The sequence below is a fragment of the Streptomyces marispadix genome (assembly GCF_022524345.1).
GTDB lineage: Bacteria > Actinomycetota > Actinomycetes > Streptomycetales > Streptomycetaceae > Streptomyces > Streptomyces marispadix.
The window spans coordinates 4,405,427-4,425,061 of the sequence record NZ_JAKWJU010000002.1 but is presented as its reverse complement, the minus strand read 5'-3'; the positions used below and the strand labels follow the sequence as shown (position 1 = coordinate 4,425,061).

General features: G+C 71.0%; 15 protein-coding genes. 2 read left to right on the top strand and 13 right to left on the bottom strand.

Annotated features, from left to right (window positions below; all coding sequences use genetic code 11):
• Positions 1 to 121: 121 nt before the first annotated feature.
• The 3 genes from MMA15_RS18640 to rox all read right to left on the bottom strand — a co-directional run bounded on the left by MMA15_RS18640 (position 122) and on the right by rox (position 3,808).
• The gene (locus MMA15_RS18640) at positions 122 to 868 is read right to left on the bottom strand and encodes a response regulator transcription factor (RefSeq protein WP_277400392.1); all 747 of its coding nucleotides are present in this window, start codon (positions 866 to 868) and stop codon (positions 122 to 124) included.
• Positions 869 to 906: 38 nt separating this feature from the next.
• Positions 907 to 2,067 carry a sensor histidine kinase gene (locus MMA15_RS18635; RefSeq protein ID WP_241061233.1) on the bottom strand — a complete coding sequence of 387 codons (1,161 nt, stop codon included), beginning with the start codon at positions 2,065 to 2,067 and terminating at the stop codon, positions 907 to 909.
• 259 nt (positions 2,068 to 2,326) lie between these two features.
• Entirely contained in the window at positions 2,327 to 3,808 is a 1,482-nt protein-coding gene (gene rox, locus MMA15_RS18630; protein ID WP_241061232.1) for a rifampin monooxygenase, read from the bottom strand.
• Positions 3,809 to 4,312: 504 nt separating this feature from the next.
• On the opposite strand from rox, the gene MMA15_RS18625 reads away from it, so the two are divergent.
• Entirely contained in the window at positions 4,313 to 4,591 is a 279-nt protein-coding gene (locus MMA15_RS18625) for an ANTAR domain-containing protein (RefSeq protein WP_241061231.1), read from the top strand.
• A gap of 120 nt (positions 4,592 to 4,711) precedes the next feature.
• Here MMA15_RS18625 and MMA15_RS18620 read toward each other — a convergent pair whose 3' ends face one another.
• From MMA15_RS18620 to MMA15_RS28655, 6 genes are all read right to left on the bottom strand, one after another.
• Positions 4,712 to 4,984 (bottom strand): type II toxin-antitoxin system antitoxin, encoded by a 273-nt coding sequence (locus MMA15_RS18620; protein ID WP_308290618.1) that lies wholly within the window; start codon positions 4,982 to 4,984, stop codon positions 4,712 to 4,714.
• Between the two features lie 35 nt (positions 4,985 to 5,019).
• Positions 5,020 to 6,033 (bottom strand): SPFH domain-containing protein, encoded by a 1,014-nt coding sequence (locus MMA15_RS18615; RefSeq protein ID WP_372498269.1) that lies wholly within the window; start codon positions 6,031 to 6,033, stop codon positions 5,020 to 5,022.
• 237 nt (positions 6,034 to 6,270) lie between these two features.
• Positions 6,271 to 8,658: an FtsX-like permease family protein gene (locus tag MMA15_RS18610; protein ID WP_241061227.1), complete on the bottom strand. Its 2,388-nt coding sequence runs from the start codon at positions 8,656 to 8,658 to the stop codon at positions 6,271 to 6,273.
• Between the two features lie 122 nt (positions 8,659 to 8,780).
• On the bottom strand, positions 8,781 to 9,536 hold the full coding sequence (locus MMA15_RS18605; RefSeq protein WP_241061225.1) for an ABC transporter ATP-binding protein: 756 nt from the start codon (positions 9,534 to 9,536) through the stop codon (positions 8,781 to 8,783).
• A complete protein-coding gene (locus tag MMA15_RS18600) occupies positions 9,533 to 10,060 on the bottom strand; it encodes a PadR family transcriptional regulator (protein ID WP_241061223.1) in 528 nt (175 codons plus the stop codon). Before MMA15_RS18600 ends, MMA15_RS18605 begins: the two co-directional genes overlap by 4 nt.
• Before the next feature lie 215 nt (positions 10,061 to 10,275).
• The gene (locus tag MMA15_RS28655) at positions 10,276 to 11,346 is read right to left on the bottom strand and encodes a Scr1 family TA system antitoxin-like transcriptional regulator (RefSeq protein ID WP_241061221.1); all 1,071 of its coding nucleotides are present in this window, start codon (positions 11,344 to 11,346) and stop codon (positions 10,276 to 10,278) included.
• A 166-nt stretch (positions 11,347 to 11,512) separates the two neighbouring features.
• Between MMA15_RS28655 and MMA15_RS18590 the strand changes: the two genes are divergently transcribed.
• Complete coding sequence (locus MMA15_RS18590; protein WP_241061219.1) at positions 11,513 to 13,600, top strand: alpha/beta hydrolase; 2,088 nt, start codon at positions 11,513 to 11,515, stop codon at positions 13,598 to 13,600.
• A gap of 209 nt (positions 13,601 to 13,809) precedes the next feature.
• Here the strand turns inward: MMA15_RS18590 and MMA15_RS18585 are convergent, their stop codons facing one another.
• The 4 genes from MMA15_RS18585 to MMA15_RS18570 form a co-directional block, all read right to left on the bottom strand.
• Positions 13,810 to 15,369 carry an AI-2E family transporter gene (locus MMA15_RS18585; RefSeq protein ID WP_241061217.1) on the bottom strand — a complete coding sequence of 520 codons (1,560 nt, stop codon included), beginning with the start codon at positions 15,367 to 15,369 and terminating at the stop codon, positions 13,810 to 13,812.
• 287 nt (positions 15,370 to 15,656) lie between these two features.
• Entirely contained in the window at positions 15,657 to 16,349 is a 693-nt protein-coding gene (locus tag MMA15_RS18580; RefSeq protein WP_241061216.1) for an aggregation-promoting factor C-terminal-like domain-containing protein, read from the bottom strand.
• A 488-nt stretch (positions 16,350 to 16,837) separates the two neighbouring features.
• A complete protein-coding gene (gene phoH2 / locus MMA15_RS18575; RefSeq protein ID WP_241061214.1) occupies positions 16,838 to 18,160 on the bottom strand; it encodes an RNA 5'-3' helicase PhoH2 in 1,323 nt (440 codons plus the stop codon).
• Between the two features lie 528 nt (positions 18,161 to 18,688).
• Positions 18,689 to 19,492, bottom strand: coding sequence for an isoprenyl transferase (locus MMA15_RS18570; RefSeq protein ID WP_241061212.1), 804 nt, complete (start codon positions 19,490 to 19,492; stop codon positions 18,689 to 18,691).
• Between the last annotated feature and the right edge of the window lie 143 nt (positions 19,493 to 19,635).

The following is a 19,635-nucleotide window of genomic DNA, read 5'->3' as shown; positions in this document are numbered from 1 at the left end:
GCGGACCTGGACGGGCCGGCCCTCCAAGGGCCGGCCCTTCGCCGTCGCGGACCGCGGACTCCGGGCCGTGGGCCCCGGGTCTGGGGCCGTAGACCCCGTGCGTCAGGCCGTAGGCCTCAGGTCAATCGCCGGCGTCCGCGCGGGAGTCGCTGGCCAGAAGTGCGATCTGGACGCGGTTGTCGAGGCCCAGCTTGCTCAGGATGCGCGAGACATGCGTCTTGACCGTGGGGACGCCCATGTACAGCTCGGCGGCGATCTCCGCGTTCGACATGCCCCGTCCGACGGCCATGGCCACCTCGCGTTCCCGCTCTCCGAGTTCGGCGATCTGCCGCCGCGCCCGCCTCGCACGCGCCTCGCGCTCCGTGCCGCCGCCCGACACCCGCGCGATCAACTGGCGCGTCACCTCCGGCGACAGCACGGGCTCTCCCGACGCGACCTTCCGCACCGCCTGGACGATCTCCGCCGGTGGAGTGTCCTTCAGCACGAAGCCGGCCGCACCCGCGCGCAGGGCACGCAGCACATGTGCGTCCGTGTTGAACGTCGTCAACGCCACGACCTCCGGCGGGCGTCGGAGTCCCCGCAGTCTCTCCGTGGCCTCCAGTCCGTCCACCACCGGCATACGGATGTCCATCAGCACGACATGCGGTGCGTGGGCGTCGACGAGCCCCGGCACCTCGCTGCCGTCCGCGGCCTCGGCGACGACCTCGATGTCCGGTGCGCCGCCGAACATCAGCCGCAGCCCGGACCGTACGAGCGGGTCGTCGTCGACGAGGAGTACGCGGATCGCTGCGGATGCGCCCGCGCCGCGAGGCGCGTCCGGCGCGTCCGCCGCGTCGCGCCCGTCCCCTTCGTCGGATGCGCCGGACATCCCTGTACGGTCCGGCGGGTTCGCCGAGTGCCTCTGCCTCACGTCGAGCCCGGCCCGGAGACCTGCGCGGCGGTCTCGGGCGCACCGCGCCGCGCCGCCCACGGCAGCCACGCCCGCAGCTCGAACTCACCGCCGTACACGCCGTGTTCGAGCCTCCCTCCGGCGATGTGAGTCCGCTCGGCGAGACCGGCCAGGCCCTGACCGGCGCCTGGCACCTCGGACACCGGTGCGGCGGCGAGACCGTTGCGCAGCCGCACGCTCAGCCCCTCGTCTTGACCGCCGCTCACCGACACGTGCACGGGTGAATCCGGCGCGTGCTTACGGGCGTTGGTGAGGCCCTCCTGCACGATCCGGTACGCGGTACGGCCCAGCGCGCCGGGCGCCTCCCCGGCCGCGACGGCGACCTCCAGGTCGACGCGCATGCCCGCCTTACGTGACTCCTCCGCAAGCGACGGCAGATCCGTGAGCACGGGCTGCGGACGTGACACCTCGCCCGTCGGGGCGCGCAGCACCCCGATGATCCCGCGCAGATCCTCAAGTGCCTCGTGCGCGCTGTCCCGTATGACCTCCGCGGCCTCCCGCGTCTCCTGCTCGGAGGCCCCCGGATTGAAGGCAAGCGCACCTGCGTGGAGGCTCAGCAGCGACAGCCGGTGCGCGAGCACATCGTGCATCTCACGGGCGATGTCCTCCCTCACCTGACGGCGCGCCTCGGTGCGCGCGCTCTCGGCGCGTTCGCGCAGCGACTCCACGAGCTGCCGCCGCGACCGTACGAACAGTCCCCAGCCGATGGCGCCTGCCAGCAGTACGAAGTAGGTGACGCCGGAAGCGGTCGCCGGATCGTCCAAGCTCGGGCCCCCGGCGAGGAAGAGCGGTACGGGAAGGAAGCCCAGCCCGGCCACCCACGCCGTCGTACGGATCGTCCGCCCTGCGGCGACCGTGAAGACGGCGACGATCGTCGCACCGGTGATGAAGTGCGAGAACATGCCCGCCACCAGCAGCGCCACGGCGAGCTGGACCGGCCGGCGGCGCCGCAGGAAGAGCGCGGCGCACGCCAGCGCCCCCGCCGCCTGGTCCGCGAACAGCACGGCAGGCGACGGGTGTTCACCGTGCAGGACGGTGTCGGCGCTCAGCACGGCGAAGCACGCCGCGAAGAGGAAGAGGGCGATGTCGGCGATCCAGTCGCCCGCGGTCCGGGGCACGTACGGAATGTAACGCCGGTGAGCGGGCCATGGCAGGGCGCGGGCGCGGGCGGGGACTTTCGGATGACAGAGGCGGCTTGCGCTACGACTTCCGTAGGGGGCCGGTCCCGGCACGGGGATACCAGCCGGACAGGGACCGGGCGCGGCCGGCCGGGCCGCTCGGCGCCGCCCGGCCGCTCCTTCCCGCCCGAACGGCGAGCACCCGTCAACCGGGAAGCACGCGTCAACCGGGAAGAACGCGTCAACCGGGAAGAACGCGTCAACCGGCGGGCGCGCCGAACCACTTCGGCAGCCGGTCGAGCAGTTCCCGCTGGTCTTCCCCCGCCCACGCCACATGCCCGTCCGGCCGCAACAGCACCGCTGGCACGTCCAGTTCGTCGCTGACGTCGACGACATGGTCGACCCGGTCGGCCCAGCCGCCGGCCGAGAGGCGGCCGGTCTGGTCGAGCAGCAGCCCTCGCCCTTCGTGCATGAGCCCGTACAGGCGTCCCTGCTTCAGCTCGACGTCCCGCAGCCGCCTGCCGAGGAGTTCGTGCCCCTCGCCGAGGTCGTAGCGGATGCCGGTCGCGATGATCTTCTCCACCAGGCGGCGGTTGACCTCCTCGAACTCCATCAGCTCCGACACCAGCCGCCGCACCGCACGGCCGCCGGGGTCGGTGGCCATCAACGCGCTCTGGGCGCGGGTGTTGTCCAGCACGTCGGCGGCCACCGGGTGCCGTTCGGTGTGGTAGCTGTCCAACAGCCCCTCCGGTGCCCAGCCGCGCACCTCGGCGGCAAGCTTCCAGCCGAGGTTGAACGCGTCCTGCACACCGAGGTTGAGCCCCTGCCCGCCCATCGGCGGGTGGATGTGCGCCGCGTCCCCGGCCAGCAGCACCCGGCCGACCCGATAGCGCTCGACCTGCCGCGTGGCGTCGCCGAACCGGGACAGCCAGCGCGGCGAGTGCACCCCGAAGTCGGTTCCGGCGGTCGCCCGTAGCTGCTTCCTGAAGTCCTCCAGGGTCGGCGGGACCGAGCGGTCCTCAGCGATCCCCTCCGCGGGCACGACGACCCGGTACGCCCCGCCCTCGACGGGTCCGAGGCCGAAACGCAACTGGGTCTTGCGGACCTCCGCCGTGATGGCGCTGATCGTCTCCGGGTCCTCGGTCGCCTCCATCTCGCCCAGCAGCGTCTCCGCACTGCTGGGATCGCCGGGAAAGCCGACGCCGAGCAGTCCGCGCACCGTGCTGCGTCCGCCGTCGCAGCCGACGAGATAGCGCGAGCGCAGCCGCGCCCCGGCCCCGGCCCGCGAGCCGTCCCCGCCGAGGCCGTCTCCGTCGAGGCCGTCCCCGCCGGTCACTTCGACGGTCACTCCCTGGTCGTCCTGGCTCAGTCCCGTCAGCGCGCGACCACGCCGGATCTCGGCGCCGAGCTCGGCGGCACGCTCGGCCAGCAGGCGGTCGGTGACGGGCTGCGGAATGCCGAGCGTGTACGGATGCCCGGTGTCGAGCCGGTCGGGCGCGGGCTTGGTGATGCCGGCGAAGAAGCCTCCGACCCGATGCTTCCTGCCGTGCGCGAGAAAGCGCTCCAGCAGGCCGCGCTGGTCCATCACCTCGACGCTGCGCACATGCAGTCCCAGCGAGCGCACGTAGCGCGGCGGTTCCTTCTCCTTCTCCAGCACGAGCACGCTGACGCCGTGCAGGCGCAGCTCGGCCGCCAGCATCATGCCGGTCGGCCCGCCGCCGGCAATGATCACGTCGATCATGAACCCCCCATTTCAAACTGGCTGTGTCACGGCCAGCCGCTCCGCGTGTTCACCGCAGGTCAGACGTCCGTCTCCCTGCGACACCAAAGGCCGCAATGGCACACGTACTTCGCGAGTCTGTCTTTTCCGCAGGTTCTGGCCTCGGCGGAGGATTCTGCGCCACGACCCGGGCCTTGCCGCAAGCCCCCCGGTGCGCTATAGGTTGAGAGAGGCAAGGAGGTAACGACCTTCTTGCCCTTTCTTTTTGCGCCGTTCCCGCCGCCGGCCCTTGCTCGCCGTCCGTCCCTGTTCGGCGTACGCCATGGAACGGCCGATCGTGACCGTGCTCGCGCCTGTGGCCAACAATCGCCGGTCGTCCGGCAGTTGGTGAGTGCGACAACCGGCCGGAAGTCAAGCCAAAACCTCTCACAGTGGCCGTGAGGGCACACTCTGTGATTGTCTGCACGACAGCGGGTGCGCATTCAAGCCACCCGGTTCCTCCTGTGCGCAGAAGTGGGGCACACCGTGAACTGTGCAGAGCACCCTGGGAACGAACTCGGCCCGCAACAAGACGACAGCTTCCGCAGAGAGACGATCGAGCGAGCTCAGGACGCCCTGATGTGCGCCCACGGCTGTAGCGCACAGGTGGCGGCGGGCATTCTCGCCGGAGTCGCGCGCAGTTCCGGCGTCGCGTTGCATGCCGTGGCCGAAAACGTTCTGGCCGTGGCGGACAGCAACTCCCAGTCCCCGCCGGACGCCATACGAGCGGCGATCACCTGCGCGCTCCGCAACGTCCTCTCGTAACGGCGTTCCCCGAAGGCGCCGTCGGCGGGGCACCGCGGGTGACCACCCCCTTGCGGCCACCCGCCGAACCCCGGACCCGACCGCCGCCCGACCGCCGGGACTTGCGGCCCGGCAGCGCCGTCACTCCTCGCGCCTCGGGCGCCCCCTTCGCGGATGGGGCCTGGCGTCGCGCGGCAGGCGCCGTGCGTCGGCGAGCGCCTTGCGCAGCAGATAGTCGATCTGGGCGTTCGTGGAACGCAGTTCGTCCGCCGCCCAGCGGGCGATCGCCTCGTACATCGCCGGGTCGAGTCTCAACAGCACCTGCTTGCGCTGCCGCCCAGACCTCCCCGGCTTGGCGCGCGGGGCGTCCGCGGACCCGCCGTCCGTACCGTCCGCGGACGGTACGGAATCCACGGGCTCCGCGGAGCCGTCGCGCTCAGGGGGGTCGGTCACTGGTAGAGCGTTCCCGTGTTCAGCACCGGCTGGGGCGAGCGGTCACCGCAGAGCACGACCAGCAGATTGCTGACCATCTGGGCCCTGCGCTCGTCGTCCAGCTCCACGAAGTCCTGCGCGGCGATGCGGGTGACGGCGTCCTCGACCATGCCGCACGCGCCCTCCACGATCGTCTTGCGTGCGGCGACCACGGCGCCCGCCTGCTGCCGCTGGAGCATGGCGGAGGCGATCTCGGGTGCGTAGGCGAGGTGCGTGAAGCGGGACTCGACGATCTTCACGCCTGCCGCCTCGACCCTGACGGTCAGTTCGGCGGCGAGCTTCTCGGTGATCTCCTCGGCGTTGCCGCGCAGCGAGAGGCCGTCCTCGTCGTGGGCGTCGTAGGGGTACTCGATGGCGATGTGCCGCACGGCCGCCTCGGTCTGGGTGGCCACGAACTCCACGAAGTCGTCCACGGCGAAGGTCGCCTGCGCGGTGTCGCGGACCTGCCAGACCACCACGGCCGCCAGCTCGATCGGGTTGCCGTAGGCGTCGTTGACCTTCAGGACCGCCGTCTCGTGGTTGCGGACCCGCGTCGAGACCTTGCTGCGGCTCGTGAGCGGATTGACCCAGCGCAGGCCGTCCGTACGGATCGTGCCGGTGTAGCGCCCGAAGAGCTGCACGACGCGGGCCTCTCCCGGAGCGACCATGTTCAGGCCGCACATCGCGAAGACCGAGCCGATGAGCACCAGTACGCCGACGACGATCAGGGTCGCGCCGGGCCCGACGGTGCCCTCGGAGGCGAGGCCGCCGCCGACGATTATCCCTGCGACTCCCAGCAGGAAGCCGATGAGGCCGAGGAGGAGCGCGAGCCCGCCCGGGATGCTGTGCGCGGTGACCTCGCGGACCTCGGGGTCGGGCATCTCGGGCACGTCCTGCGGCTCGGTGTCGGTCCCGCGTCCGCCCGAGCCGGGCGAACCGGCGCCCGGTCCGGAAGTGTTCGGTGTCTTCGGTGCTGGGTCCTGCGCTGACATAGGGATGCCCCCGTCTCCGTGTCGGACGGCCGGCGGCCCGCGCCACCAGCCTTGTCTAGCAAAGTGATAGCACTTTAACGCAGAAACACGGTCCCGGCCAGCATGGGGGCCTGGCCGGAACCGTGCGCAGGTGGGAGCGGTCTTCCGGATCGCCGGATCGGAACAGCGGTGAACTGCGGTGACGCCGGGTCGTTCAGCCCGCCGGTCCGCCGGAACTCCCGGAGACCGCCCGGCAGTTCACTCCGTCCGCAGACCGTCCGGCCGCATCATCCGCCACAGGAACGGCAGACTGATCACCGTCACCAGGGCGATCACCGCGGCCCCCGCACCGGCCGCCGGCAGGAACACCAGCCAGTCCGGCTTCGCCTCGTCGAGCATCCTCAACAGAACCCAGCCGAGGCCCAGTCCGAAGACCACCGCCAGCCCGATGCCCAGCACAACGGGCACCGCCGTCTGCCACAGCACCGAGGCGCCGAGCGTGGAGCGCTTCGTGCCGAAGGCGACCAGCACCGACAACTGCCGCTTGCGCTCCCGCAATTGCTCCAGCATCGAGACGGTCATACTGGCGCCGATCAGCAGCAGCACCGCCGTCGAGGCCGCCAGGATCGCCTGCTGTACGCCCTCGATCTCCTGGGCACGCTGCTGGTCGGAGGTCTCCCACAGGGTGTACGCGGGGTCGGTGTGGAAGACCGTCGTACGGAGCCTCTCCAGCGCCTCGTCGGTGCGTTCGGTCACGGCCCAGCCCTGGAACGACGGGCTTGCGAGCTGCTTCTCGGAGAGCACCGAAGGGGTGAGCAGCAGCCCGGAGTTGGCATAGCCCTCCGGTGAGGTGATGCCCTCGACCGTGCGCGCGGAGGAGGGCACACGCCAGATCTTCCCCTCGGCGCCCTTCGTGCCCTCCGTACCCTTCGCGTTCTCGCCGCCGGAGGACCCGTTGAGCACGAGTGGCATTCCACGCTCGACCGGTGGGCCCTCGTCCTTGCCCGGCTGTACGACGAAGGCGTCACCGTCGTGGCAGTCGCCGATACGGGCCGCCTTGCGCAGCGACGCGCAGGTGCCCACGGTGACGTTCACACCGTCGTCGCTCTTCCCCTTGGCCTCCAGCCACGACTGGAGATAGCCGTTCGCCTGCGTGACGCCCTCGGTACGCCTCAACTCCGCGGTCAGCGCCTGCGCGTCGGCGAGCGTCGAGCTGGGCCCGTATATGTCGAGCTGCGTCTTGTCCTGCCCGAGGTGCTCGTTGCGCTCCTCGTCGACCTGTACGACGGAGAAGAGGAGCTGTAGCGCGATCGCACCGGCCACCGCGACCGTGATCCCGCTGACGGCCCTGGAGGCGTTGCCGCTGCTGAGCTGGAGGCGGCGGGTGGCGAGCTGCCATGAGACGGGCCCGCCGCGCAGCCGTGCCACGAGGCGTTCCACCAGCCACGGCAGCAGCAGCACGACACCGCTGAGCAGCAGCACCACACCCGAGCTGACCTGCACCTCGTTGACCGAGCCGCCGCCGTTCAGGCTGCCCGCGAGCGGCAGCAGCAGCGCCGCACCGCCCGCCGGAGGGACCAGCCGCCACAGCAGCCGCCGCTTGCGCTGCCCGCTCTTGCGTACGAGGCCCAGCGGTTCGATGGCGACACCGCGCAGCGCGAAGATGGTGACGGCCACGGCGGTCAGCGGCACACCGACGGCGATCAGCAGACCGAGCGGCAGGCCGGGCGTGACGTCCTCGGGGAAGAGGCTGATGTGGAACAGCTCGATCTTGGCCATGAACGCCCGGCCCAGCAGGAAGAACCAGCCGCCGAGCAGCAGCCCGATCAGCGCGCCCACCAGCGTCTCCCCCGCCGCCATGCGGCGTGCGCTCGCTATGTCGGCGCCGACGAGCCGCAGTGCCGCGAGCCTCGCGTCGCGCTGCTCACCGCCGAAGCGCACGGCGGTCGCGATGAAGATGGCCACCGGCATCACCAGCACCGCACAGGCCACCACGACCAGCAGCACCAGCGTGGGGTCCATGGGCTGTTCGTCCTGCGGGCTGCCGAACTTCGTGACGCGGGTGGCCCCATGAGCCACCGACAGATCGTCCGCGCCCTTGTAGAAGGCGAGTTCGGACGGGCCGAGCAACCCCTCGTCGCCGATGACGGCCGTGACCTTGCCGTCCAGCCGCTCCCGCAGGACGTCGCCCTCGGGGGATTCGAGCACCTTCTTCAAAGCCGGTGAGACGGCCAGTTCGCCCGGTCCGGGAATGTGGTCCAGCCCGGGGGGAGTGGCCGGGCTGGACCCTTCGGCCTGGAGCAGACGCCCGTACAACTGGTAGCCGTTCCAGCGGTTGTTGGCGTCCTTCCCTAGGACCGAGTACTCGCTGCGGTCGGGGCCGGCGCTCTGGTGGGTGAAAGCGCCCGAGCGGGCCTCCTCGCGGGTGTCCTGACTGCGGACGATCTCCGGCACCGCCGCCGCGAGCAGCAGCACCGCCACACCGAGCGCGACGCCGACGGCCGTCAGCAGCGTACGGAGCCATCCCTGCCGCCCGCCGCTGGTGGCGAAGCGTGCGCCGAGGGCGAGGTCGCGAGCCCACTCCCGGAGACCGGCGGCGCCGCTGCCGCGCGTCGACGCAGCGGTGCCGGTTCCTCCTGTCCGCAAGGCCGATCCGGCTGGTCCCGCCGCTCCGGCCCCTCCGGGGTCGTCGTGTCCGTGCTGCCCGTCTTGCCCGTTCTGTCCGTAGGGCTCCGCGGTCCGCCCCTCGGCGCGGGTGTCCGAGGCGCTCACAGGGCGCCCGCCATGCTGCGGGCGCGGCCGTCGCGTACGACGACCTCGCGGTCCGAGTAGGCGGCCACCCGCGACTCGTGGGTGACGAGCACGACCGCGGTCTTGGACTCACGGGCGGCCTCGGTCAGAAGCTGCATCACACGCTCGCCGTTGAGGGAGTCGAGTGCGCCCGTCGGCTCGTCGGCGAAGAGCACCCTCGGGCCCGCCGCGAGCGCGCGGGCGACGGCGACGCGCTGCCCCTGCCCGCCGGAGACCTCGCCGGGACGCTTCCGGCCCACGTCCTCGACCTCCAGGCGCTCCAGCCACGCCGCGGCACGCGACTCGGCCTCCTTGCGTCCCAGTCCGGCGAGGCGCAGCGGCAGACCGGCGTTCTCCAGGCACGTCAACTCGGGTACGAGCTGGCCGAATTGGAAGACGAAGCCGAAGTCGGAGCGGCGCAGGGCGCTGCGCCTCGCGTCGTTCATCGAGGTCAGGTCCTGGCCGCGGTACGTCACCGTGCCCGCGTCCGCCTGGACGATCCCCGCGAGGCAGTGCAGCAGCGTCGACTTGCCCGACCCGGACGGCCCCATGACCGCCACGATCTCGCCGGAGCGGATCGCGAAGTCGGCGCCGTCGAGGGCGGCGGTCGACCCGTAGGTCTTGTGCAGTCCGCTCGCCGAGAGCAGGAACTGAGAGTCCGGGGCACTGCCGGCGCCGGGTGAGGCGGCCGTCGCGGTGGACGCCGCCGATGCTGTGGATGCTGTGGACGTCATTGCCGTACCTCCGTGGCCAGCTTGTCGAGCCGCGCTGCCGTCAGCTCCAGCCACCGAAGGTCGGCTTCGAGGTGGAAGAGAGCGTGGTCGCAGATGAGTTGGTCCGCCAGGTCGCCGCCCTGCTTGCGCCGCGTCAACTCCCGCATGAGGCGCAGATGTTCGGCGCGCTGCGTGTCGAGCTGCTCACCGGCGTCCCGCCCGGTGAGGAGGGCGAGCACGACCTTGGTGTAGAGGGTGCTCTGCAAGTAGGGCTCCGGCTTCTCGGGGCGCGAGAGCCATTCGGCGACGTCGGTGATGCCCGCGTCGGTGATGGCGTATCGCTTCCGCTCGGGCCCGCCGCCCGCTTCGATCCCGTCGACCTCGACGAGGCCGTTCTTCAGCAGGCGGGACATCGTCGAGTAGACCTGCCCGTAGTGGAGGGGGCGGTCGTGCCCGAAGCGTTCGTCGAAGGCCCGCTTGAGGTCGTAGCCGTGGCGGGGGCCGGACTCCTCCAGGAGCCCGAGCAGCGTGTGGCTGATGGACATGGCGGGGACTATACATCACGGGTATACATGCCGTGTATAGATCGCCGGAAAAGGGCTGTGACCTGCGATGAAAGGCGAGGTGGGCCTCGGCTTCTCGACTGGCCTCGGCTGTCTTCGACTGGCCAGACCGACAGCTTCGCGCGACTGCCTTGCGTACGGCGGCAGTCGGCGGACCGGGCCGAGCGGCCCGGCGGGACGCTCAACGGGCGTGCGGATCAGACCCGTTGAGACTTCACCGCCTCGACGAAGGCCCCCCACGCCCCGGCGCCGAACCGCAGCGCGGGCCCCCGCGGTCGCTTGCTGTCCCGTACGGGGACGGCGCCGGACGCGAGCCGGACGCCGCCGGAGAGCGGGGCGACCTCGACGCAGTTGCCTCCCTCGGCGTTGCTGTAGCTGGACGCGCGCCAGCGGACGCGGCCCCTCGCACCCGCGTCCGCGTCCGCACCCGCACACGCCGTCACAGCGCGGCCTCCTTCCTCACGCGCTCGATGAACTCCACCGACTCCTCCGGCGAGAGCGCCGAGTCCCTCATCACGTCGCAGGAGAGACGCAGCCGGTCCACGTCCTCGGTCTCCTCGATCAACTCCCCCGACCAGCACCCCCTCGCTGTAGGCGACGACGGACTCGTCCGGCATCCACAGCAGCGTCAGCGAACTCCCCAGCAGATGCTGAAGACCGGAGGTGAACGGCAGCACCTGCAACGTGACCCGTGGCAGCAGCGCGACCTGCACCAGCCGGTCCAACTGCCGCCCCCACGCCGCCGCGTCACGCAGCCCCCGACGCAGCACCGCCTCGTCCAGCACCGCACGGAAGCGCGGCGCGCCCTCGCCGACCAGCAGACCCTGACGGCCCACGCGGGCCGCTGCCTGCTCCTCCAGCTCCTGAGCGTTGCCGAGCCGTGCCGTGCGCAACTGCTCCCGTGCGTACTCCTCCGTCTGGAAAAGGCCGGGCACGGTGGCCGAGGCGTACTCGTTCCGTGCCGTCGCCAGCCGCTCCAGCTCCATGAAGCGCTTGAAACGCTCGCGGAAGACGCCGTCCCTGGCCAGTTCCCACAGCTCCCCGAGGTGGCCTCCGCAGTCGTACACCGCGTCCAGGGCCGCGAACACGGCGGGCGTGCCGAGGCGTTCGCCGGTCTCCAGCTCCCGTAGATACGAGCTGTCGTAGCCGGTCCTTGCCGCCAGCTCGGCTAGGGAGATCCCGGCGCGTTCCCTGAGGCGTACCGCCTCCGCCGCCAGTACGAGCCGGGCCGACGGCCTGCCCCCGTGGCCGGACCTGCGTGCGGGCATCGTGACTCCCTGCCTCCCTGCGTTACGCGCCTGCCTGTCAGCCCTATCGGGCCTTGTTGTTGCGAAACAACCCTTATTCGGGCCGGATATGCACACTCAACCCGAGTCCTTCCGGCTGCGTCAGCCGTATCGGCGACGGAGTTCCGGCGAGGGGTGGGGGCGGACGATGGGGTACAGGACGGGAGAGGCTCCGGGTGCTCGGCGCACTGCCGGTACGACGGGCGGGACAGGCACGCGGCAACCCACGCGGCAGCCCACCGGCCCGCCCCAGGCTCCACCACAGCACCGGCCCCAGCACCAGCCCCCTCACCAGCCCCGGTTTCCGGCTCCCCCTCGGCCACCGGCGGTTCCGGACGCTCCCGTACCTCCGCCACCGCGGGGACGGCCGCTGGAACCTCCGCGGGAGCGGCCGCGGCTCCCCCACCAGTACGGGGCCGGACACCAGGCACCAGGGAAGGCTCCCGGCGACGGCGACGCCCTCCGCCGCTTTCTCGTCCGGGCCGCCACCCGCGTCCTCGCCCTCGCCCGCCACCCGTACCGGAAGTGCACCGACCCCACCCGCGTCGTACGCCGCTGGCCGGATCTGAGCGCGGCCTGCCTCGCCACCGTCTTCTTCTGGCTCTCGCTGACGCCGTCCCTCGTGCCGCGCCCCTGGTACCTCCAGGGCGTCATCGGCGGCATCACCGCCGCCATCGGCTACGCGATCGGCGCGCTGCTCGGCCGCCTCGCGCGCCTCGCCCTCATACCGGCCTGCCGCCGCCTCCTCCCGCGGGTCCCCGGCGAGCGGGCCCGCGCGCACGCATGGCAGACGTACTACGTCCTCGCGCTCGGCCTCACCGTACTGGCGCTCTCCGAAAGCGCCCGCATGCAGCGGCGGTTGAGGGCGTTGCAGGACCTGCCGGAGACGCTGACCTGGCACTCGATGATGATCACCCTGATGACGCTGGCGCTGTGCGGGCTGCTGCTGCTCCTGGCGCGTGCCATACGTCTGGGCACCCGGACGCTGATACGCGGGCTGTGCCGATTCGTGCCGCGCCCGGTCGCGGTCGTGGCGGGGCTGCTGATCAGCGTGACGGCGGTGGTCGTCGGCATGCGCGACGTGGTCTTCGACCGCGGCGTGGTGGACGTCGTCGCCTCCGTGGCGGCGAGCACCGACCGCGGCACCAAGGAGGGCATGGTCCAGTCCGGCTCGCGCTACGTCTCGGGCAGCCCGCAGTCGCTGATCACGTGGCGCGAACTGGGCTACGAGGGCCGCAACTTCACCGCTTCCACGCCAACCGCCCGCCACATCGGCGACGTCGTCCACCGCCCCGCCAAGGACCCGATACGGGTGTACGTGGGCAGACGCGCCTTCGAGGACCTGGGATCGGACGGGGCCGGGACCTACGCCGCCGGGGCCGAGTTGGCCGTCGCCGAACTGGAGCGCACGGGCGCCTTCGACCGCGAGGTGCTGGCCGTCGCGGGCACCACGGGCATGGGCTGGGTCAACTCCACAGACGCCGAACCCCTGGAATATCTGCACGGCGGGGACACCGCCATCGTCGCCATGCAGTACTCCCAACTGCCCAGCTGGGTCTCCTTCGTCGTCGACAAGGAGCAGGCGGGACGGGCCAACCGCGCACTGGTGAAGGCCGTGAGGGCACGCTGGCTGGAGGAACCGGCCCGCAGCCGCCCGCGCCTGGTGGTCTTCGGCGAGAGCCTCGGCGCATACGGGATAGAGGCCGCGTTCGACGGCCCGGACGATCTGCTGTCGAAGGTCGACGGCGCGGTGCTCGCGGGAACGCCGGGCTTCTCACCGATCCGCCGGGAGATCACCGCCCACCGCGACGAGGGCAGCCCCGTATGGCGCCCCCAGTACGAGCGAGGCAGGCACTTCCGCTTCGCGCAGTGGCCGGCGAGGGACCTCCCGCGCCCGCCCGCGCCCTGGCGGGGCCCGCGGGTGGTGTATCTGCAGAACGCGTCCGACGCGATCGTGTGGTGGTCCTGGGACCTGGCGGTGGAGCGCCCCCGCTGGCTGCGCGAACCGCTGGGCCCCGACATCACAGAGGAGGTCGGCTGGTTCCCGTTCGTCACCTTCTGGCAGACGACGGTCGACCTGGCCGTCTCGTACGACGTGGACGCACCGCACGGGCACCGCTACGGCACAGGCTCGGTGGAGGCGTGGACCGCGGTGGCGCCGCCCGCACAGGGCTGGAGCACGGCCGACTACCACCGTCTGAAGCGCTATATGGACCACCGCAAGGCGCCTTACTGAACCGGCGGCCATGGAAGGGACGACGCGCGCACATGCTCGCGGACGGGCGGTGCTCACCGTGGGGCCGCAGTCGCAGTGGGCCGCAGTCGCGGTGGGTGCTCGCGGTGCGGCGTGCTCGCGACGGGCCAGGCTCGTGGTGCCCGAACCACCGCCCGGACGGGGGCAGTTCAGGCACCGCCTCGGGAGAGGAACGCCGGGCCGCTGCCGCGCTACCGCTGTGAGCCCTCCGGCCCGCTTCCCTCCCCGCTCTCCGGACCGGTTTCGGGTTCCGGTGGCGGCGGAGCGTCGGCGGACTCCGTGGGAGAGGCGCCGGGTTCCGTCGCGGCACCGGAGGCACCGGAGGCACCGGCACCCGGGGCTCCCGTGGTGCCGCCCTTGCCGCGCTTCCCCGCGGACCTGCCGCCCCCGGACCCGCTCACGGGACCGCCCGCACCCGCGAGCGCCGGTCCGCCGTCGAACTGCCCCTCCGAGTACGCCCGTAGATAACCGACCGCCGTATTGAGTACGGCAACCAGCGGCACCGCGACGACCGCCCCGGGAATCCCCGCGATGAGGCTGCCCCCGGTGACCGCGAGCACCACCGCCAGCGGATGCACCCGTACCAGCCGTCCCAGGATGAACGGCTGGAGGATGTGGCTCTCGATCTGCTGCACGAGCAGCACCACGCCCAGCACCAGCAGCCCCGTGATGGGCCCGTTGGTCACCAGCGCGACCAGCACGGCCAGCGCGCCCGAGACCACCGCGCCCACGATCGGTACGAACGCGAAGATGAAGATGAGGACGGCGAGCGGAACCGCCAGCGGCACCTTGAGGATGAAGATGCCCACACCGATGAAGATCGCGTCGATCATCGCGACTATCACGGTCCCGCGCACATAGCCGGTGAGCGTCACCCAGGCCCGGGGCCCGGCGCCGGCGACGCCCTCACGAGCGTTCCGCGGCACGAGCTTGAGGAACCACGACCAGATGCCTCGCCCGTCGTAGAGCAGGAAGAGGGTGATGAACATCGTCAGCACCGCGCCGGAGAGGAACTCCAACAGCACGGTGACGCCCGCGAGTCCGGCGGAGGTGACCTCCTGGCTGTTGTCGCCCAGCCACTGGCTCAGGTTCTTGGCGATGTCGTTGACCTGGGTCTTCGACACATGGAACGGCCCCTGGATCGCCCAGCGTTTGCCCTCCTCGATGGCCTCCTGCACGCGCTCGGTGAGGGTGGGCAGATTCTCCGTGACCTGCCAGACGACGAACCAGCCGACGAGCCCCATCACGACGAAGCCGGTGATGAAGGTGATCGCCGTGGCAAGTCCCCGCCCCACGCCGTGACGTCGCAGCCGCGCCACGGTCGGCTGGAGCAACGCGGTCACGAGCAGACCCGCGGAGAACGACAGCACCAGCAGGCTGATGGAGCTGATCACCTGTATCAGCACCCACACCACACCCGCGAGCACCAGCAGCCGCCAGCCCGCCTCGGCGGCGACCCGCATGCCCCACGGCACCGCCGTGGACGGCGCGGGCTTGCCGTCGCCCGCGGGGACGACTCGGGCAGGGCCCGCGGGCGGCGGGCCCGTCGTGCCGTCCGGGCCGCTGGGTACGCCCGTGCCGTCGGCTGTGGGCGGACGCTCCGGCACCGTCCCGGCCCCCGATCCCGGACCGGACACCGGACCCGGTCCGGTCATCTCAGCGTCCTTCGCGAGCTGTTCCTCGCGTCGCGCCGCGATCCGAGCCGCCATTCGCGCCACGCCGTCCCGGAGCCTGTCCACCCTGCTCGTCATCCGCTTCCTCCGCCCCCGGAAACCTCGTGTCCGTGCCCGATGCCGTGAATGACGGCGTTCGTTGGATGACGACGTTACCGGCGTGAAGGTTGCCTGCGCGGCGGGGGCGCGACGTTGTTCACCGCCCGGTCACGGACGATGTCACCGCCCGGTCACGGCAGACGCTCACCCCCGGCCCGCGATACGGGACGAGGGTGAGCGTCGAAGCATATGGAACTGTGTAGTCGAACGAGCCCTGGACGGCGAGCGTCGTACGACTCAGAGCCGGGCCTTGAGGGCCGCCTTGCTCAGTACCAGTTGTTGGCCTGCCAGAAGTCCCAGGCACCGCAGGCGCTGCCGTACCGGTCGTTCATGTAGTTCAGGCCCCACTTTATCTGCGTGGCGGGGTTGGTGCGCCAGTCGGCTCCGGCCGAGGCCATCTTGGAGCCGGGCAGCGCCTGCACGAGTCCGTAGGCACCCGAACTGGCGTTGCTCGCGCGGTAGTTCCAGCCCGACTCACGCTCGACGATCTCGGAGAAGCACTGGTAGTTCTCTCCACCGACGATCTTCTGCGCCATGGACTTGACTTCGGCGACCGTGTAAGAGGCCTGCGCCGGGAAGTCACCCGCATCGGCACGAGCGGAAGAACGGCTCGCCGCGAGCTTCGCCTCGCGCTCCTTGGCCGCCTTGTCCGCGGCGGCCTTCTTCGCCGCGGCGGCCTCGGCCGCCTGCTTGCGCGCCTCTTCCTCTGCGGACTTCTTCGCTTCGGCGTGTGCAGCGGTGGAGGCCGTGTCGGCCTGCTGCGTAAGGGAAGCGGTCTGTACCCGGGCCTGCTGACCCGCCGGTATGTCTTCGAGGAGCGTCGAGTCAGCGGCAGTGGCCTCGACGTCGTTCGTCGTCTGGCCCTGCTGGCTGCCGGAGGCCACACCGACGACGGCGCCGACGGTGGTGACCGCGGTGGCGGACGCCACTGCGAATCCCCGGACGGAGATCCGAGTCACACGTTTTCCTTCCAACGTGCCCGCTTGAGTGACCGCGCGGGCGCTGATCGTGCCCCTGGCACAGACCTCCTCGGAACACGGTCACCGGAGGTACGGGCCCGTAGGGACCCTCCTTGGGCGCGGAGGGCCCGCGTGGTGCTCGGGCGGCATACGGCGTGACTGCTTTTCAGTTCTGCACTGTGCTGTACCGCTTGTGGTGCAACACCATTGCTGGTGCGGGAGTGCCGTATGCGGGGCCTGACAGGAACCACACCCTGCCGGACCCGAGCACCCTGAGGCAATTCCACACCGAGTGGGATAGGTCACACCTGGTTTGACTGTCACGTTCAACGGAAAGACGCACGCGCCGCCCGCCGGAGTACTAAGCTGCCGCGCTCTCAACACCCCGCATTAGAAGGCACGGCGGCCCTCGGGTCCCTGAACAGCGCGGACGCCGACCGCCGTTGGAGCGGCCGGCGCCGAACGCCCGTCGAAAGGGACAACTCCCCTCAGATATGGGTCTCTTCGAGCATCTCGGTCACAAGGGCCGCGATCGGTGACCTTTCGGACCTGCTGAGCGTGATGTGCGAGAAGAGGGGGTGCCCCTTCAACTTCTCCACCACGGCGACGACTCCGTCGTAGCGGCCCACGCGCAGATTGTCCCGCTGCGCCACGTCATGGGTGAGAACGACCCGCGACCCGGAGCCGATGCGCGACAGCACGGTCAGCAGTACGTTCCGCTCCAGCGACTGCGCCTCGTCGACGATCACGAACGCGTCGTGCAGCGAACGCCCGCGGATGTGCGTCAGCGGCAGCACCTCCAGCATGCCCCGCTCCACGACCTCCTCGATGACCTCGCGGCTGGTGACGGCCGAGAGCGTGTCGAAGACCGCCTGGGCCCAGGGGTTCATCTTCTCGGCCTCGGTGCCCGGCAGATAGCCCAGATCCTGCCCGCCGACCGCGTACAGCGGGCGGAAGACCATCACCTTCCTGTGCTGCCTGCGCTCCAGCACGGCCTCCAGACCCGCGCAGAGCGCGAGTGCGCTCTTGCCCGTACCGGCACGGCCGCCCATCGAGATGATGCCGACCTCCGGGTCGAGCAGCAGGTCCAGCGCGATGCGCTGCTCCGCGCTGCGGCCCTTGATGCCGAACGCCTCACGGTCGCCCCGCACCAGCTTGATCTGCCCCTCGGGGGTCACCCGGCCCAGCGCCCTGCCCTTCTCGGAGTGGAGCACCAGGCCCGTGTGCACGGGCATCTGGGCGGCGTCGGGCACGAACACGGTCTCGTTCGCGAAGAGTTCGTCGATCTCCTCGCCCGGCAGCGTCAGCTCTGACATGCCCGTCCAGCCGGACTCCGTGATGGCGAGCTCCGCGCGGTACTCCTCCGCGTGCAGCCCTACGGACGACGCCTTGATACGCAGCGGCAGGTCCTTGGAGACGACGGTGACGTCGAAGCCCTCCGCCTGAAGGTTCCTCGCCACGGCGAGGATGCGCGAGTCGTTGTCCTCCAGCCGGAAGCCGGCGGGGAGCACCCCGGGGTCCGAGTGGTTCAGCTCCACACGGAGCGAGCCGCCCACGTCCCCGATGGGAATGGGCGCGTCCAGGCGGCCGTACTTGACGCGGTACTCATCCAGCCTCCTCAGCGCCTGCCGGGCGAAGTACCCCAGCTCCGGGTGGTGCCGCTTGGCCTCCAACTCGGTCACCACGACTACGGGAAGCACGATTTCGTGCTCCTCGAAACGGTCCATCGCCATCGGGTCCGCGAGCAGCACACTGGTGTCGATGACATACGTGCGCCGGCCGGAATCGTTGCGCTTGTTGCTTGTCACCACGGGTGGACGAACCCCCTCGGAAGAGGTCGGGGTGCGACGGCGTCGCAAGGGAAGAGACCGGTCCGGGCCCGCACGGGGCGGGCCGGATACCGGCCCTCCGCGACATCCCAGTCACCGCAGAAGTGCTGCGGCGGTCCGTGGTCTGCAATCGGGCCTCCCGGCGCCGGGCGCCTGTGGAGGGCACCCGGCCATGAGGGGATATTCCCCCGGCTGAGCGCAAGCATGCAATGGCATATGCGGGCCGCCCCCGCAGGGTGATTTCACGGACCCGTACCGGCGACGCGAGATGCAGGTCGACAACGTGCGCTGGTGGCGCACTCCCCTTGGGAGCGCGCATCGGTGCGCCCTCACGGACACCGTCGCGCCCTGAGTGCGAGGGGATGCGGGACGGCGAGGGTTGCGGTACGGGGCGACGCGCAGGCCGGGGTTCGGATGCGCGACGGCAGCCGTACGGGGTCCGCCTTGGCGGTACGGGTCCGCCGGGACGGCACCGGGACGGTGCGAGGCCGGGCTCGGTGCCCGGCGTCGTCAGTTCCCGTAGCGCCGGTGGCGTGCCGCGTAGTCCCGAAGCGCACGCAGGAAGTCGACCTTCCGGAACGCCGGCCAGAAGACCTCGCAGAAGTAGTACTCCGAGTGAGCGCTCTGCCAGAGCATGAAGCCCGAGAGGCGCTGCTCGCCGCTGGTGCGGATGACGAGGTCGGGGTCGGGCTGGCCCCGGGTGTAGAGGTGCTCGGAGATGTCCTCGACGGTCAGCGTCTCCGCCAGCTCGTCCAGGCTCGCACCGGCTGCGGCACGGTCGGACAGGAGCGAGCGCACGGCGTCGGTGATCTCCTGGCGGCCTCCGTACCCGACGGCGACGTTCACCAGCACGCCGTCGATCGTCCCGGCCTTCTCCTCGGCCTTCTTCAGCACCTGCTGCGTACGGTCCGGGAGCAGATCGAGCTGGCCTACGTGGTGCACGCGCCAGCGCCCGGCGTCGGCCAGGTCCCGCACGGTGTCCTCGATGATGCTGAGCAGCGGCAGCAGCTCGTTCTCCGCGCGGCTGAGGTTGTCCGTGGACAGGAGCCAGAGCGTGACGACCTTCACGTCCGTCTCCTCACACCAGCCGAGGAGTTCGCGGATCTTCTCCGCTCCGGCTTGATGGCCCTGCTCCGTAGTGCCGCCCGAGGCCCGGGCCCAGCGGCGGTTCCCGTCCAGGATCACGCCGATGTGCTTGGGCACCTGGTCGGTGTCGAGGCGGTACTCCACCCGGCGGGCGTAGAGCCGGTACGCCAGGTCACGAAGCTTCTTCTTGTAAATGGCCAGCCCCTCCTTCGGCGAGTCCGGGACCATAGAACCTTACTGCGGGTGAAGCCCTTGGACGAACTCGGGCTGTTCGGGCCGGTACGGGAGGTATCGGCGGCTTCGGGGCCGGGGGGACTCGGGGGCGTTCGGGACGGGGAAGCGGACCTGGGCTCGCGGGTCGCGGGCGCGGG

Coding starts and splice junctions, on each gene's coding strand:
- MMA15_RS18640 (WP_277400392.1), bottom strand. CDS start 868: ATGTCCGGCGCATCCGACGAAGGGGACGGGCGCGACGCGGCGGACGCG.
- rox (WP_241061232.1), bottom strand. CDS start 3,808: ATGATCGACGTGATCATTGCCGGCGGCGGGCCGACCGGCATGATGCTG.
- MMA15_RS18615 (WP_372498269.1), bottom strand. CDS start 6,033: ATGTCAGCGCAGGACCCAGCACCGAAGACACCGAACACTTCCGGACCG.
- MMA15_RS18605 (WP_241061225.1), bottom strand. CDS start 9,536: ATGACGTCCACAGCATCCACAGCATCGGCGGCGTCCACCGCGACGGCC.
- MMA15_RS18600 (WP_241061223.1), bottom strand. CDS start 10,060: ATGTCCATCAGCCACACGCTGCTCGGGCTCCTGGAGGAGTCCGGCCCC.
- MMA15_RS28655 (WP_241061221.1), bottom strand. CDS start 11,346: ATGCCCGCACGCAGGTCCGGCCACGGGGGCAGGCCGTCGGCCCGGCTC.
- MMA15_RS18590 (WP_241061219.1), top strand. CDS start 11,513: ATGGGGTACAGGACGGGAGAGGCTCCGGGTGCTCGGCGCACTGCCGGT.
- MMA15_RS18585 (WP_241061217.1), bottom strand. CDS start 15,369: ATGACGAGCAGGGTGGACAGGCTCCGGGACGGCGTGGCGCGAATGGCG.
- MMA15_RS18570 (WP_241061212.1), bottom strand. CDS start 19,492: ATGGTCCCGGACTCGCCGAAGGAGGGGCTGGCCATTTACAAGAAGAAG.